The sequence below is a fragment of the Antrihabitans stalagmiti genome, from assembly GCF_016482825.1.
GTDB lineage: Bacteria > Actinomycetota > Actinomycetes > Mycobacteriales > Mycobacteriaceae > Antrihabitans > Antrihabitans stalagmiti.
In genome coordinates this window covers 79,545-94,854 of record NZ_JAEMNV010000009.1, presented here as the reverse complement: position 1 = coordinate 94,854, position 15,310 = coordinate 79,545, and the positions used below count along the sequence as shown (strand labels likewise).

The window sequence follows — 15,310 nt, the reverse complement described above, 5'->3', positions numbered from 1 at the left end:
CAGGCGTAAACGTCGTATGGGCTTGGTCGAGCATGATTTGAGCGACGCGCAATGGGCGGCGCTCAAAGAAGCGTGGGGTGGCTGCGCCTACTGCGGAGCGGTCGACAAGCCGCTGCAGCGTGATTGCGTGCAAGCGATTTCGCGCGGCGGTCGGTACACGCTCGACAACATCGCACCCGCGTGTGGTTCCTGCAACGCGAGCAAATGCAACGACGAAGTGACGGCATGGCTACGTCGCAAGCGGCTCGATGAGCGCGCTTTTCTGTTGCGCCACATCGAGATCAAGGCCGCACTGGCCGAGAAGTTCGCGCCGATGGTGGGGTGAGGGTCACTCCACGTTTGGTGGAGCGGATGTGGCATTCGTCCCGCATAGAGGTACGACTGTGACATTGGCTCCGGTGTTTTGGCGTGCGGACGCGGTATGAGGGTCACATTGACGTCGCTGGATGGGGTGAGGGGCGCACTCACTCCGAATGCGGCGCGCTGAAACGGGACCGACCTGCACCGAAGGCGTGCAGGTCGATCCCGTTGGTAGCGCCGTGAGCTAGACGAGTGCAGGAGCGAAGGTGGACCTCGCGAACCTGCCTGCGGGTGCGAAGCGAGCCAGCAGTTCAGCCGGATCCTCGCCGGTGACCTGCTGGATGTAGGCACCTGCTGCTTCGACGGAGTCGATGGCGAGGAACGGCTGCGGACGATGCAGCAGAGCGACCAACGCGGACGCGAACCGCGGATCGACCGCTGCGGTTGCGAAGAACTGACCGCCGATGTCAGCGAATTCCGGATCGCTGAGGAACAGGCGCGTGACCTTGTTCGCAGCGTCGGAACGAGCGGCGAGGAAGTCCGCATACTGACCTGCCAGCCACGCTTCGTCGAATGCCCCGTCGTGAATGGTCGCGGCGGCAACGAGGCGTTGCGCCTGGATCAGTCCACCCTGCGCGCCCTGGCCGGCGATGGGGTCGTACGCGACGGCGGTGTCACCGAGCGCGGCGACGACGTGGCCACTCGCGGTGCGGCCGACGCCCTCGCGGACGACCGGCGTAACCGCACCCTTCAACCAGGAATGCGGATCCTCGATGATGTTCTCGGTTGCGAGCACCTCGGGCAGATCCCAGTCGATGTAGTCGCGGTAGAGGTTCTTGACGATTGCCAACGCCGACTCCGCGGAATCGGCAGCGGCGAAACGGGTTTCCCAGTCGCTGCCTGGGCGTGCCCAGCCGAGGAACGCCCAGCTCGGGCCGGCGTCCTTGTGCAGGTACGGACCCCACCAGCCCTCGCCCTGTTCGGCGAAGATAGAGAAGCCGCTGTGTCCGCCACCGGCCGGGCTGCGATGCGCGAAGACGCCCTCGTCGAAGCCGAGCCCGGTAACCGTGACGGTGAGCAATTTGCGTTGCGGCGCATCGTAAACGGAGCGGACGGGATCGACGGCGAAGAGATTGGACAGGCCGCCGCGTCCGGTTGCAACGAGCGTGAGGTCGTTCGCGCCGGCAATTGCGTCGAGCGTCTCGGGCGTGACCGGCTCGACGACGAAGCGGCCGCCACGCTCCTGGAACGTGGTGAGGCGCTCGTCTGCCTTGAGTCGGGTGTCGACAGCGACGCCGACGTACCCGTCGAAGTTGCCGTCGAATGCGATCAATTCGGCGTTCTGCTCCCCGGCGATACGCACACTCAAGCCGGAATGCCTTGGGGCGCGGGAAGTGTAGGGGTCCAGTCCGAGCGCGATCTCGGCCTGCTGCGTCTCACCGAACTCCAGCGCGGTGCCTGCGGCAGGTACGTCGTTGCGCAACGAGCGCTGGTCTCGGTCGCTGTAGAGGGTGACGGCGAAGCCGGCGTCGAGCAAACCGAGTGCAGCGGTCACTCCGGTCTGGCCTGCGCCGATCACGGCGGCCTTACGGGCGGAGGAGGAATTGGGGTTTTGGTTGGTCATGCTCGAATTGTTCCGTCGCCGTGCGTGGTTCGGCACAGTTGCGATCACGGCGAATGGATGGCGTGCACAGCATGTGCGACTGACTATCATTGCGCAATGTCTTTCACAGTCGCCGAACTTGTCGGAGACAGCGCCGAACAATACGTGCAGCTGGCTGCGCAGGCAGAGGCGCTGACAGCGGGGGAGCACGACCGAATCGCCAACGCGGCGAATGTGTCTGCCCTGCTATTTCACACACTCTTGGATGTGAACTGGGTTGGCTTCTATCTCTTCGACGGCCACGAACTGGTCGTCGGCCCGTTCCAGGGCAAACCTGCCTGCATCCGAATCGCCCTGGGCGTCGGAGTGTGTGGAACCGCGGCAACGACACGGCAGACCCAGGTGGTCCCGGACGTGCACGCCTTCGCCGGGCACATCGCCTGCGACGCAGACACCAGGTCCGAGATCGTCGTTCCGCTGGTGCGGGCGGGCGCACTAATCGGTGTGTTGGACCTGGACAGCCCACTGCCCAACCGTTTCGACGATGCCGACCGGATCGGGCTCGAAGCGATCGCCGAGGTCTTCTTGGAATCCCTCGGCGCTCGCCCGACCTAAATAGTCAACGCAGTCGCCCGAACTTCCGAGTCCGGCAGTGCGGTCGAACCGGGCGCCCCGATGCGGTAGTTCGCGCCGCGGTGATTGTCGGGCACTCGGTCACCAGCGCCGAGCAACTTGTTGCGCAGCGTGCCCGCCTCGTACTCCGATGCGTAGACACCACGTTCGGTCAGGACCGGAACGACGTGGGTGACAATGTCTTCGAACGATCCCGGCGTAATCGCGTACGCCAGGTTGAAGCCGTCGAGATCGGTCTCTTCGACCCAATCTTGCAACTCGTCCGCGACGGTCTCACCGGATCCGACGAACACCGGACCCATGCCGCCGATACCCGCCCAGCGTCCGATGTCGCGCACGGTCCACTCGCGGCCGTCGTCGTCGAATTCTTGGAACGCCGCGACTGCCGACTGGATCGCGTTGCTCTCGACCTGCCCGATGGGATCGTCGAGATCGTAGGTGGACAGGTCGATTCCCATCCAACCCGACATGAACACGAGCCCGCCTTCGACGCTCGCGTAGGACAGATACTCCTCGTGTTTGCGTTGTGCCGCGTCGTCGGTCGCGTCGGTGACGATGGTTGCCAGGGCGTAGATTCTGGCCGCGTAACGGTCGCGGCCGGCAGCTTCCAACGCGTCGCGAATTCGCGACACGGTCTGTGCCAGAACACGCTTGGACGGCCCCGCGACGAAGATCGCCTCGGCATTCTCTGCCGCGAATCGGACGCCACGAGGTGATGCACCTGCTTGATAGATAACCGGGGTGCGCTGCGGTGAGGGCTCGGCCAGATGGACGCCGGGAACGGTGAAATGTGTTCCCTTGTGTCCGATGTGGTGGACCTTGGCGGGGTCGACGAAGACGCCGCTCGCCGAATCGCGAACGACCGCGTCGTCTTCCCACGAACCTTCCCACAGCTTGTAGAGCACCTCGAGGTACTCGTCCGCGTGGTCGTAGCGAGCGTCGTGGTCGAGTTGGTCGGCGGCGCCGAAATTCCTTGCGGCCGATGGCAGATAGCCGGTGACGACGTTCCAGCCGAGCCTGCCTTTGGTGAGGTGATCCAAGGTCGAGAGTCGTCTGGCGAACGGATACGGATGCTCGAATCCGGTGCCGGTCGTGATTCCGAACCCGAGATGGCGTGTCGCTGCCGCCATCGCCGAAACGAGCAGCAACGGGTCGGAGACGGGAATCTGTGCACCCTGCCGGATCGCCTCGGTGTCGTCGCCGCCGTAGACGTCGTAGGTGCCGAGTACGTCGGCGATGAAGATGCCGTCGAATCGGCCCTGCTCCAACAGCTTTGCCAGTTCGATCCAGTAGTCGAGATCCTTGTACCGATGCGACTGGTCATCGGGGTGACGCCATAGCCCCGGTGACTGGTGTGCAACGCAGTTCATGTCGAAGGCGTTGAACCTGATTCGGCGACTCATCGGGTGGCTTCCTGTGGTGTCTTGCGCTCGCCTGCGCTCCACGCAAAAGGCAGGTCCGTACCGTTGAGCAGGTGGTCGCCGATCGACCGCGCTTTGAAGATCGCGGGATTGTGCACCGAGATGGTGCGAGCGTTGCGCCAATGCCGGTCGAACCGAAGGCGTTCCGAAACGATCGATGCACCACCGAGTTCGAAGATCTGGCTGGTGGCGGCGAGGACCGTGTCGATCACGCCTAGCTGAGCTTGGCCTGCTGCGAGTTCTGCTGCGACGAGACCCTTTTCGTCGGTCGCGCCACTGTCGAGGACGCCGTCCAACACGTCTGCGACCGCGAGGACGCTGGCACGGGCAGCGAACGATGCCGCCGACAACCGTCCGATCACCTGCTGCACGAGGGGATCTTCGCGCGGCAGATCAGCGGATGCGTGGGTGAAGGTGCGGGTGCGGGCCGAAACCCACTCGCGAACATCGCGTTCGGCTCGCTGCGCGATGCCGGCAAGCACCGCGAGCTGGAACAGTTGCAGGTACGACGTCGAATAGGTCGGTCCGGCACCGCCGTAGCCGGGTCCGAGGATCCGGTCGTCGGCGACGGCAACGTTCGTGAATTCGGTTGTGCCACTAGCTGTCAGCCGCTGACCGAAGCCGTCCCAGTCGTCGTGCTGACGGACGCCCTCGGCGTTCGCATCGACCAGGACGCCGAGACGTTCACCGTCGCGGTCGGCGGCGACCAGGATGTGGTCGGCGTACAGCGAGCCGGTGCTGTAGGACTTCACGCCGTTGAGCACCCACGCGTCGCCCGCAGGAGTCAGAGTCGTCCGGTAGCGGTCGACCGCGCCGACGCCGGGCTCTGTGATCGCGTTACCTACAAGCGTGCCGGCGCTGACGGCGCGCAACCAGCCGTCACGCGCGGTTCCCTGCTCGGCCAGCAACTGATCCTCGACGAAGACGAAATGGACGCGCAGCGCCTGTGGAAGATTGGATTCGGCTGCAGCCAGGTCGATGAGAAGGCGGAACAACTGCCGAACGGTGACGCCGTAGCCGCCGTGCTCGACCGGCACGCGTAGTGCGCCGAACTTGGCCTCCTTCAGCCAGCCGACCTCGTCGTACGGCAACTGGCGGTCGACCTCGCGCGTCACGGCGCCGACGGCAATCCGATCGAAGATCGGTGCGAAAATCGCGTCCAACTCGGAATCGGCAGTCCCGCTCGCGGCAGTCTTCGGAGCAATAGATGTCATAGACGAGATCGTCGTCCAGAAGGCGGCGTCGCCAACGAGTTGCGCGCAGCAGGAATGAAAGTGTTGCGCCGCCCCCGGCGACCCGAGGTGGACGAGCAACATGCGCCACCTCGATTCGACAGCCGGTGATCTGAGCGTGTCCACGATGATCCAGCGGTCAACCGTCAGTGTTCGGGCGTATCTGTTACGGCAATAAACGGCAATGAATAGACTCACTGAACGCGCATCGTGGCGCACCCAACCCTCAGGAGTCGAAGTTGACCGAGCATTTCGATCACATCATCGTCGGAGCTGGACTGTCGGGCATCGGCGCCGCTGTTCATCTCGGTAAGGGCTTCCCCGAACGGTCGTATGTTGTGCTCGAATCACGTCACACGCTCGGTGGAACGTGGGACCTCTTCCGCTACCCGGGGGTTCGATCCGATTCGGACATGTACACCCTCGGTTACCGGTTCAAGCCGTGGACCGGACGGAAGGCGATCGCCGACGGCGCCGATATCCGCGCCTACATAGAGGAAGCGGCAACGGAAAACGGGGTCCTCGACCACATCCGCTACAACAGCAAGGTTGTGCGCGCCGAGTGGTCGAGCGTCGACGAACGGTGGACGGTCAACATCGAGCACACCGATACCGGCGAGACGTCGCAGCTCACGTGCAGTTTCCTGATGTCGACATCGGGCTATTACCGCTACGACGAGGGTTTCACGCCGGACTTTGCCGGGCTGAGCGACTTCAAGGGACAGATCGTTCATCCGCAGCATTGGCCGGAAGATCTCGACTTCGCGGGTAAGCGTGCCGTTGTGATCGGGTCGGGCGCGACCGCGGTGACGCTCATTCCTAATCTCGCGAAGGAAGCCGCGCACGTGACGATGTTGCAGCGGTCGCCGACCTACATCATCAGCCAGCCGACGACGGACCCCATCGCCGAGCAGCTGATCAAGCGACTCCCGTCGCGGTACGCGTCGAAGGCCGTGCGGGGTCGCTACCTGGCCATCAGCATCGGGTTCTACGAATTCTGCCGACGTCGCCCGAACGAGGCACGGTTGCTGCTGCGCAAGTTGCTCGAACGCCAACTTCCCGACGACGTCGATTTCGACACTCACTTCAAGCCGAAATACGACCCGTGGGACCAGCGGCTCTGTCTCGTGCCGAGCGGGGATCTGTTCAAAGCGCTCCGCAAACACACGGTCGACATCGTGACCGACCACATCGACACCTTCACCGAGACCGGGATCCGGCTGCAGTCCGGCAAGGAGATCGACGCCGACATCGTCGTCACGGCAACGGGTCTCAACCTCCACGTGTTCGGTGGAGTGCAACTCGCTGTCGACGGCAAGGATATCGATCTCCCATCGACGATGGCATACAAGGGCATGATGCTCAGCGGCATTCCCAACTTCGTCTTCGTCATCGGATACACCAACGCGTCGTGGACGCTGAAGGCTGATCTGGTGTGCGAGTACACCGTTCGATTGCTGAAGCACATGAAGAAGAACGGCAAGACGGTAATGGTGCCGCGTCGCGATCCGAATGTTGGGGAAGAACCGTTCCTGGACTTCGCTGCGAATTATGTTCTGCGGACCGTCGACAAGTTCCCGAAGCAAGGTTCCGAGGCGCCTTGGAAGCTGAAGATGAATTTCTTCGTCGACCGAGTCAACTTGCGCAGCGGCAGTATTCACGACGATGTCTTGGAGTTCTCCGGACCGGTCTCCTGAGCGGCCGTCCAAATCCGCGCACTTAAAATCGCCCTGATTCCAAAGGTTTACCCGTCCAGGGTTGCTTTGTTGTACCAGGTATCGATGTAGCCGACCGTTTTACGAGAGCCGATCGAGCTACCGAAACGCCGACGCGATTCGCAGTCCAGCGGTAACGTCGCCGTCCGATGTACCGGAAACCGGTGCACCACGAACAAGGTGGCCGCGGGAGGACGTTTCGTGAGTATCTGGAATTACCTCGACGGACGGGGGGAATTTCTTGCGTTTCTGACGTATCAGCATGCGTCGCTTGCTTTCCAGACCGTGCTCGTCGGAACGCTCGTCGCGATCGTCATCGCAATAGCGGTATATCGTTTCCCGTTGTTCTCTGCGTTGACCCTCACGACCAGCCGCGTGGCGTTGACCATTCCGTCGCTTGCATTGCTGGCATTGCTGATCGTTCCGTTCGGTCTCGGCGTAGTTCCGTCGTTCATCATGCTGGCCTTCTTCGCGGCGATGCCGGTGATCGGAAACGCGATTGTCGGTTTGCGGTCGGTGCCGGATTCCGTCATCGAATCCGCCAAAGGAATCGGGCTTTCGCGCCGCCGCATCTTGTTCTCGGTGTCTCTGCCCATGGCTTGGCCGGTCATCCTCACCGGAATTCGGGTCTCGACGCAGATGGTCGTCGGTGTCGCAGCGATCGTCGCCTACGTCCTCGGACCCGGTCTCGGCTCACTGATTTTCAACGGCCTGTCCCGACTGGGCGGTACCAATTCCGTCGAGATGGCCGTCACCGGAACTGTCCTCATCGTCGTCATCGCTTTGGTGTTCGACGCCCTGCTCGTCCTCCTCGGGCGCCTCACCATCGCGAAGGGATTGTCATGACCGACGAATCGATCGGAGCCGCGGCCGAGAGTGCTTCGAAGGCAGAGCGAACTGTCACCGGTGCCGCCATTCGGCTCGACGGAGTGGTCAAGCAGTACCGCGGACAGAAGAAGCCCGCCGTGCAGAAGATCGACCTCGAGATCGAAGCAGGTGACATCGTCGCTTTCGTCGGACCGTCCGGTTGCGGTAAGACGACGACGCTCAAGATGATCAATCGGTTGATCGAGCCGAGCGAGGGTCGCATCTTCATCGGCGACCGCGACGTCACCGGCGAAGACCCGGACAAACTGCGGCAGTCGATCGGCTACGTCATCCAGTCCGGTGGCCTGTTCCCGCACTGGTCGGTCGCCAAGAACATCGGCGCCATTCCGCGGGTTCTCGGGTGGGACGCCAAGCGCATCGCCGATCGCACCGAGTACCTGCTCGATCTCGTCGGTCTCGACGCGAACGACTTCCGGGACCGGCTCCCGAAGGACATGTCGGGCGGACAGCAGCAGAGAGTCGGCGTTGCGCGCGCACTCGCCGCTGATCCACCGGTGCTTCTGATGGACGAGCCGTTCGGTGCTGTCGACCCGATCACCCGAGTTCGTCTGCAGGACAAGCTGATCGCGATCCAGCACGAGCTCGGCAAGACGATCGTGATCGTCACACACGATTTCGAAGAGGCCACAAAGCTCGGCGACAAGGTGCTGATCCTGTCCGAGGGCGGCCATATCGAGCAGTACGCAACCCCGGAAGAGATCCTCGCGAAACCGGCCACCCCCTTCGTCGAAGAGTTCATCGGTTCGGGCGCGACGCTCGCGCACCTGACCCTGTCGCGAGTCAAAGACGTCGCGCACGATTCGGTTGTGACCGCGCGAGTCGGGGACTCGTCGCAGGAAGTTATCGCTCGAGCGCGCTCCAAGGGCGCGACGTGGATCGTCGTCGTCGACGAACACGGTCGGGCACGCTCGTGGCCGTCGCTGGAGGAAGTAGCCACCAAGGATCGAATCACCGACTACATCGACAATCGGCTACCGACCGTGGCACCGTCGTCGACACTCAACGACGCCCTCGACTCCATGCTCGCCGCAAGCCAGGGTGGCGTGCTCGTCACCGACGGCAGGGGAGCGGTGACCGGCGCACTCACGATCGCGACGATCATGTCGGTGATCCGCGGCCAACTGTCCGACGCGCGCGCAGGCGACGACCAGGTGTCCTATGCGGCCTACACCGAGGGCCAGACGGCATGAATCGACTTCGTCGCACGCCGATCGACGTGTGGTTCGAGCCGCTGATCATCGTCGTCCTCGGAACCGGATACATCCTCTGGTACCGCTCGACCACGTTGACGGCAACCGAGGCTGCGTCACTCGGCTGGAGCAACCTCCGGTCCACGATCGTCGATCACATCGTCTTGACCCTGACAGCCACGCTCATAGTCGTCGTGATCGCCATACCGCTCGGCATCCTGCTCACGCGAGAGAAGGCGAAGTCCTTCAAGCCGATCGCGGTGAACATCGCGAACGTCGGGCAAGCCGCACCGGCGGTCGGGCTCATCGTGCTGCTCACCATGTGGCTCGGTACCGGATTCCGCACTGCGGTAGTGGGACTCGTCGTCTACGCAATCCTGCCGATTCTGCAGAACACCATCGTCGGTATCGATCAGGTCGACAAACGGACCATCGAGGCGTCGCGGGGCATCGGCTACTCGGGCGTCCGCACCCTCGTGCAGGTCGAGTTGCCGCTCGCGGTCCCGGTCATCCTCAACGGTGTCCGGACCGCACTGGTGATTCTGGTCGGCACCGCAACGCTCAGCACCTTCATCGGCGCGACCAGCCTCGGCACTCTCATCACAACGGGCGTGACGCTGTTCCTGCCGAAACTGCTCATCTCCGGTGCCATTCTGGTCGGGCTGCTCGCGTTGACGATCGATTGGCTCGGCCGGTTGGTCGAGTTGGTCGCAACCCCACGAGGAGTGGCATGATCCGCCGGTTGCGTTTGGCTGCAGTGACTCTCGCTGCTGTTGCGGCAGCGGGCTGCGGGTTGGTCAGCTCGTCGGGCACCTTCCACGACGCGTCGCTGCCCGGCGGAGAAAAGCCGTTGGACGGTGCGCCGATCGTCGTCACCTCGAAGAGCTTCACCGAAGGTGTGCTCCTCGGAAAGATCACCGCGACGTACCTGGCCGCGGCCGGCGCAAAGGTCACCGACCTGACCGGTGCACCTGGGTCCGCGTCGTCGCGGCAGGCGCAACTCAACGGCGACGCCGACATTCTGTGGGAGTACACGGGCACCGGCTGGGTGAACTATCACGGTGAGACCGAGGTGATCTCCGATCCCGACGAACTCTGGAAGCGCGTCTACGAGGTCGAGAAGCGGGACCACAATCTGGAGTGGTTGCCGCCGGCGAACTTCAACGACACGTACGCGTTCGCCGCATCGGCAGGGACGGCCGAACGGCTCGGTGTGAAGACACTCTCGGACGTTGCGAAGTTGCCGGAGTCCGACCGTACCTTCTGCGTCGACGACGAATTCTTCAGCCGTGCAGACGGATTCGTACCGATGCTCGAGACGTACGGTATCGCGCTCAACGCGCCGGGCGGTGTGCCGTCGAACAACGTCACCAGGATGGATGCGGGTGTCGTCTACACCTCGACCGCCAGAAGCGCGCCATGCAACTTCGGCATGGTCTACACCACCGACGGTCGCGTGAAGAATCTGAACCTCACGGTCCTCGAGGACGATCGCAAGTTCTTCCTGCCCTACAGCGGCTCTGCCGTTGTGCGCGCCGAGATTATCGAGGAGTACCCGGAGATCGGCGATCTCATCGCCAAGGTGTCCGAGCGTCTCACCGATGACCTGATGCAGGAACTGAACGGCAAGGTCGACATCGACGGCGAAGACCCAGCAGACGTCGCCTACGACTGGCTGAAGAAGGAGTCGCTGATCCAGTAAGGCGGCTCCGCCGCTCGTGAGTCCTTTTGGAGGTTCTGCCCTCCGAAAGGACTCACGAGCGCGGAGCGCCTCACTGAGCCCGAAGCACGACGATGCCCGGCGTCGATCGGACGTATTCGGCAAAGGGGGAGTCGACGACCTTGTCGACGCCCGGGATGGACGACGCGTTGCGAAACACCGGACCGCTGGGGGTCGCGACGAAGATGCCGACGTGGGTGACGTCGAGGCCTGGCAGGTCGGCGTAGGCGCCGATGTAGTCGCCGGTCCGCAGTTGGCCCACGACGTCGTCGTTTACGGACCCGCTCGGAATGTAGGTGATGGCGCGATCGACGACAGGAATTCCCGGAAGGTAGTTCCCGCCATCGCCTTTGGCGTTGAGTTGCTTGTCGACGGTGACGGCCGCAGCGGTCAGTGCAGCGGTGATATCGGTGGCTGCAATGCGGGGAGAATGCGACCAGTCGCTGAAGAAGTGTTTGCGTTGGGTGAAGTCGACGCGACTGTCGACGTAGCGTGTGGCGATCAGGTTGGCCGCGAACTGATCTCGGTCAGCGGATCTGCTGAGAGCTTCGACGTAGTCGAGATAGGTGAAGCAATCGAGGCGGTTGAAGTCGACGACCAGCTGTTCGGGTTGCGTTGCCGAACCGACCAGCACATCGGCGACATAGGGCGTACCGAGAAATTGTCGTGACAGCAGCTCCGTCAGCTCACCTTTGGACACTGCGCCGGCGCCGTTTCGGACTGCGAGCAGTTCGTCGATCCTGCTGGAGGTCGCGTCGTCGATCGTCGCAGCCGACGGTGCGGCTGAGGCGAGGGGCAGCATCGGCATCGTGCCGCACGCAACGGCGAGGACGAGTAGCAGGATGCGTGCAACGGTGCGCAAGTGTGCCTCCGGGAGCGGTGAATCGGTCGGTCGGTGTCAACGCTAGTCCCCGGGACACAAGCGCCGCCTAGGTTCGCAGGCGGACGTGCTCGGGGCCGACGTCGTCGATGCTGGTTACACCAAGGAGCTGCAGCGTCCGAGTCGTCTCGGTGTGCAGGATTTCGAGTGCGCGGGCGACGCCGCGCTCGCCGCCTGCCATCAGGCCGTACAGATACGCGCGACCGACCATGCCGGCGGTTGCACCGAGTCCGACCGCAGCAACCAAGTCACCGCCGTGCATGATGCCGGTGTCGACGAACACCTCCGCGCGAGCGTCGACCGCCTCGACGACGCTCGGTAGCAGCTCGAGAGGCGTCGGCGCTCGATCGAGTTGGCGTCCGCCGTGATTGGAGACGACAACCGCGTCGGCACCATGGTCGACTACGGCCTTTGCGTCGTCGGTGTTCTGAATTCCCTTGACCACCAACCTGTGTGGCCACGCCGCGCGGATGGAAGCAAGATCGTCCAGCGTCGCAGACGGATCGAACATCTTGGCAATCAACTCGGCGACGGTTCCGTCGAAGGAGTTGAACGACGCGAACTCCAGCGGTCCGGTGGTGAGCAGGTTGAACCACCATGACGGATGCCGAGACATGTCGGCCAACGTCGAGAACGTCAGTTGCGGAGGGATGGTCAGACCATTGCGGACGTCGCGCAGACGCGCTCCGGCGACAGGGGTGTCGACTGTCACCAGCAGCGTGTCGTAGCCGCTGTCGCGCGCCCGGTCGACGAGTTCCATACTCGCTGCACGGTCTTTCCAGAGGTACAGCTGAAACCACCGTCGACCGTTCGGCGCCACGGCGGCGAGTTCCTCGATGCCGGTGGTGCCCATCGTCGAGAGGGCATAGGGGACATCGGCATCGGCGGCCGCTCGAAACACAGCAGGTTCGGCTTCGTGTTGCATCATCTTGGTGAATCCGGTCGGCGCGAGGATCAACGGTAGTGCGGCGCGCTTACCCAGGATGGTTCGCGACGTATCGACAGTCGTCACGTCCCGCAGCACCCTTGGGTTGAACTCGATGCGGCGATACGCGTCCCGAGCGCGGCCGATCCCGACCTCGCTTTCCGCCGCGCCGTCGACATAGTCGAAAACCGAACGGGGCGAACGACGACGGGCGATGTCGCGGAGATCCGCGATCGTGTGCGCCCGGGCAAGTCGCCTGTCGACGGGATTGCCTATCGGTTTGCGGGCGCCGAGCAGTGGTTGCAGTTCGGACCAGCGGGGGAGATGGCGTGGTGTGCGATCAGGCATAGGAACTGTCTACTACCAGCCGGTCAGGGTGACGACCCGAACGTGGCGATGGTTCAGCGCGCCGAAAACCAATCGGCTATATCGGCCTGGGGTGTCTTGTGGGCGAGCAGCGCCGCCAACAGGATTCGGGACTGACTCGCGCGCAGGTTCGTCGATACCAGTGCGCCGGCGGCAACGAGATCGACACCGCCGCCGCCACCTCCGTATGTCGCTGCTACCGGACCTTCGTGTACACGTGAGGTCACAACGACGGTCACTCCCGCGGCGACGCTCCGACGTACAGCGTCGACGACCGTCGGGTTCGCGTTGCCGCTGCCCATTGCTTCCAGGACCAAGCCGGAAGCACCCGCAGCGACGTAGGCGTCGATTGCTGTCGCGTCGACACCCGGGTACAGCGTGACTATGTCGACGCGAGTGCCGGCAATCGAGCACCTGCCCAGCACCTTTCGGGCAGCCGCGGCGCCCTCGAAGCCGCGGAGGTCGGTTGTGTGCACCTTGCGGGCGCCGCGCGCGGGTACGACCTCGTCGCCGAAGCTGATCAGCACTCCGCGTCCGCGGGAGTCGACATCGGCTGCCAATGCTATTGCCGCGGTGAGATTGCCAGGACCGTCGGGTTCGTTGTGATCGGCCGGGCGTTGCGCGCCGGTGAAGACGACAGGACGTGGGTCGTCGTGCTGCAGGTCGACGAGCATCGCCGTTTCCTGCATCGTGTCGGTGCCGTGCAGGATGACAACACCGTCGGTCGACTCCTCCGCCATCGCCGTTGCAACCGCTGCTGCAATCGAATCCATCTCGACGAACGACATACGGGCGCTGTCGGTGGACATCAGGTCGTGCAGTCGCAGGTCGACGTCGGCGGGGGCCTTGGCGTTGGCGATGAATGCGCTGCCGTCCACAGTCGGATGGATGGCCCCGTCCGGGCTGGCCGTGCCTGCGATGGTGCCGCCGGTCGTGACCACCACGATGGTTTTGGTTGCTACGTCGCGCATGTCGAAACCCTATGTGGATTTAGGAGGCAGGTGCGCGGAGGTGTCGAGATTCGCAAGGTGTTCGGGCTGCAGTATCCGATCGAGTTCGGCGGGATCGAGCAGGCCCTTCTCCAGCACGAGCTCTGCGACGTTGCGTCCGGTCAGCAGTGCTTCCTGGGCGATCAGGGTCGCGGCCGGGTAGCCGATGTATGGGTTGAGGGCGGTGACCAAGCCGATCGAGTTGGAGACCGACTCGCGGAGGTGGTCGGCGTTTGCGGTGATCCCGACGACGCAGCGTTCGGCCAACGTACGGCAGGCGGCACCGAGGTGAGTCATGCTGTCCGTCAACGACGTGACGATGATCGGCTCGAAGGCGTTGAGCTGCAATTGCCCGGCTTCCGCCGCCATGGTGATGGTTACGTCGTTGCCGATCACCTCGTAGGCGACCTGGTTGACGACCTCGGGGATGACGGGGTTCACCTTGCCAGGCATGATCGACGAACCTGCCTGCACTGCAGGAAGATTGATCTCGCCGAAGCCTGCGCGGGGGCCGGAGGAGAGCAGCCGAAGATCGTTGCAGATTTTCGAGAGTTTGACGGCGACGCGCTTGAGCACGCCGGACAGATGGACGAACTGGCCGACGTCCTGTGTTGCCTCGACCAAATCCGTTGCGGTGACGAGTGGTAGGCCTGTGATCTCCCGCAGGTAGCGACAGGCAAGGGCCGAGTAGCGCGGATCGGCGTTGAGGCCGGTGCCGATTGCTGTTGCGCCCAAATTGATTTCGTGGACCAGCAGAGACGCTTCTTCGAGCCGTGCGCTGTCTTCGGTCATCGTGACGGCGTAGGTTCCGAATTCCTGCCCGAGCGTCATCGGGACCGCATCCTGCAGTTGGGTGCGGCCCATCTTCACGACGGTCCGGAACTCTGTTGCCTTGGCGACGAACGCTTCGCGAAGCACCCGCATCGCGTCGAGCAGCTCGCGAATCGCGAACACCGTCGACACGTTGACGGCGGTCGGATAGACGTCGTTCGTCGACTGGCTGAGGTTGACGTGTTCGTTCGGATGGAGATAGTTGTAGTCGCCCCGTGGCCGGCCGAGGAGTTCGAGCGCGCGATTGGCGATGACCTCGTTGGCGTTCATGTTCGTCGACGTACCGGCACCGCCTTGGATTACGTCGACGATGAACTGGTCGTGCCAGGCGCCGTCGAGTATTTCCCTGCAGGCCTTACGGATGGCGTCGCCGCGGACCTCGTCGAGGAGTCCGAGTTCGCAGTTCGCCGCTGCCGCAGCCCATTTGACTGCGGCAAGTCCGGCGATGAGGTGAGGGTTGGAACCTATCGTTCGTCCGGTGATCGGGAAGTTCTCTCGTGCGCGCAGGGTGTGGATACCCCAGTACGCGTCGGCGGGGACCTCACGGTCGCCGAGGAGGTCGTGTTCGATGCGGAACTGGGGGACAGCCGTCATCGGCTGGGGCGCAGCTGTCCGGC

General features: G+C 63.5%; 14 protein-coding genes. 7 read left to right on the top strand and 7 right to left on the bottom strand.

Annotated features, from left to right (window positions below; all coding sequences use genetic code 11):
- Positions 1 to 16 precede the first annotated feature (16 nt).
- Positions 17 to 325 carry an HNH endonuclease gene (locus JGU71_RS23925; RefSeq protein WP_199707376.1) on the top strand — a complete coding sequence of 103 codons (309 nt, stop codon included), beginning with the start codon at positions 17 to 19 and terminating at the stop codon, positions 323 to 325.
- Between the two features lie 219 nt (positions 326 to 544).
- Here the strand turns inward: JGU71_RS23925 and JGU71_RS23920 are convergent, their stop codons facing one another.
- A complete protein-coding gene (locus JGU71_RS23920) occupies positions 545 to 1,924 on the bottom strand; it encodes a styrene monooxygenase/indole monooxygenase family protein (RefSeq protein ID WP_199707065.1) in 1,380 nt (459 codons plus the stop codon).
- A gap of 96 nt (positions 1,925 to 2,020) precedes the next feature.
- Here JGU71_RS23920 and msrC point away from each other — a divergent pair, with 96 nt between their 5' ends.
- Positions 2,021 to 2,518 (top strand): free L-methionine (R)-S-oxide reductase MsrC, encoded by a 498-nt coding sequence (gene msrC / locus JGU71_RS23915; protein WP_199707063.1) that lies wholly within the window; start codon positions 2,021 to 2,023, stop codon positions 2,516 to 2,518.
- On the opposite strand, the gene JGU71_RS23910 is transcribed toward msrC, so the two are convergent.
- Positions 2,515 to 3,939 (bottom strand): LLM class flavin-dependent oxidoreductase, encoded by a 1,425-nt coding sequence (locus JGU71_RS23910; RefSeq protein WP_199707062.1) that lies wholly within the window; start codon positions 3,937 to 3,939, stop codon positions 2,515 to 2,517. The genes msrC and JGU71_RS23910 overlap by 4 nt on opposite strands.
- Positions 3,936 to 5,171, bottom strand: coding sequence for an acyl-CoA dehydrogenase family protein (locus JGU71_RS23905; RefSeq protein WP_199707060.1), 1,236 nt, complete (start codon positions 5,169 to 5,171; stop codon positions 3,936 to 3,938). Before JGU71_RS23905 ends, JGU71_RS23910 begins: the two co-directional genes overlap by 4 nt.
- 257 nt (positions 5,172 to 5,428) lie before the next feature.
- On the opposite strand from JGU71_RS23905, the gene JGU71_RS23900 reads away from it, so the two are divergent.
- The 5 genes from JGU71_RS23900 (at position 5,429) to JGU71_RS23880 (ending at position 10,684) form a co-directional block, all read left to right on the top strand.
- Positions 5,429 to 6,886: a flavin-containing monooxygenase gene (locus JGU71_RS23900; RefSeq protein ID WP_199707058.1), complete on the top strand. Its 1,458-nt coding sequence runs from the start codon at positions 5,429 to 5,431 to the stop codon at positions 6,884 to 6,886.
- Between the two features lie 219 nt (positions 6,887 to 7,105).
- Entirely contained in the window at positions 7,106 to 7,750 is a 645-nt protein-coding gene (locus JGU71_RS23895; protein WP_199707056.1) for an ABC transporter permease, read from the top strand.
- Entirely contained in the window at positions 7,747 to 8,982 is a 1,236-nt protein-coding gene (locus JGU71_RS23890; protein WP_199707054.1) for an ABC transporter ATP-binding protein, read from the top strand. The genes JGU71_RS23895 and JGU71_RS23890 overlap by 4 nt, the downstream gene beginning before the upstream one ends.
- Positions 8,979 to 9,716: an ABC transporter permease gene (locus tag JGU71_RS23885; protein ID WP_199707052.1), complete on the top strand. Its 738-nt coding sequence runs from the start codon at positions 8,979 to 8,981 to the stop codon at positions 9,714 to 9,716. The genes JGU71_RS23890 and JGU71_RS23885 overlap by 4 nt, the downstream gene beginning before the upstream one ends.
- The gene (locus tag JGU71_RS23880) at positions 9,713 to 10,684 is read left to right on the top strand and encodes a glycine betaine ABC transporter substrate-binding protein (RefSeq protein ID WP_199707050.1); all 972 of its coding nucleotides are present in this window, start codon (positions 9,713 to 9,715) and stop codon (positions 10,682 to 10,684) included. Before JGU71_RS23885 ends, JGU71_RS23880 begins: the two co-directional genes overlap by 4 nt.
- A gap of 70 nt (positions 10,685 to 10,754) precedes the next feature.
- Here the strand turns inward: JGU71_RS23880 and JGU71_RS23875 are convergent, their stop codons facing one another.
- The 4 genes from JGU71_RS23875 to aspA all read right to left on the bottom strand — a co-directional run bounded on the left by JGU71_RS23875 (position 10,755) and on the right by aspA (position 15,287).
- Complete coding sequence (locus JGU71_RS23875) at positions 10,755 to 11,510, bottom strand: N-acetylmuramoyl-L-alanine amidase-like domain-containing protein (RefSeq protein ID WP_443624202.1); 756 nt, start codon at positions 11,508 to 11,510, stop codon at positions 10,755 to 10,757.
- Between the two features lie 121 nt (positions 11,511 to 11,631).
- A complete protein-coding gene (locus tag JGU71_RS23870) occupies positions 11,632 to 12,855 on the bottom strand; it encodes an alpha-hydroxy acid oxidase (protein ID WP_199707049.1) in 1,224 nt (407 codons plus the stop codon).
- A 53-nt stretch (positions 12,856 to 12,908) separates the two neighbouring features.
- Positions 12,909 to 13,844 (bottom strand): asparaginase, encoded by a 936-nt coding sequence (locus JGU71_RS23865; RefSeq protein ID WP_199707047.1) that lies wholly within the window; start codon positions 13,842 to 13,844, stop codon positions 12,909 to 12,911.
- Between the two features lie 9 nt (positions 13,845 to 13,853).
- Positions 13,854 to 15,287, bottom strand: coding sequence for an aspartate ammonia-lyase (aspA, locus tag JGU71_RS23860; RefSeq protein WP_199707372.1), 1,434 nt, complete (start codon positions 15,285 to 15,287; stop codon positions 13,854 to 13,856).
- Between the last annotated feature and the right edge of the window lie 23 nt (positions 15,288 to 15,310).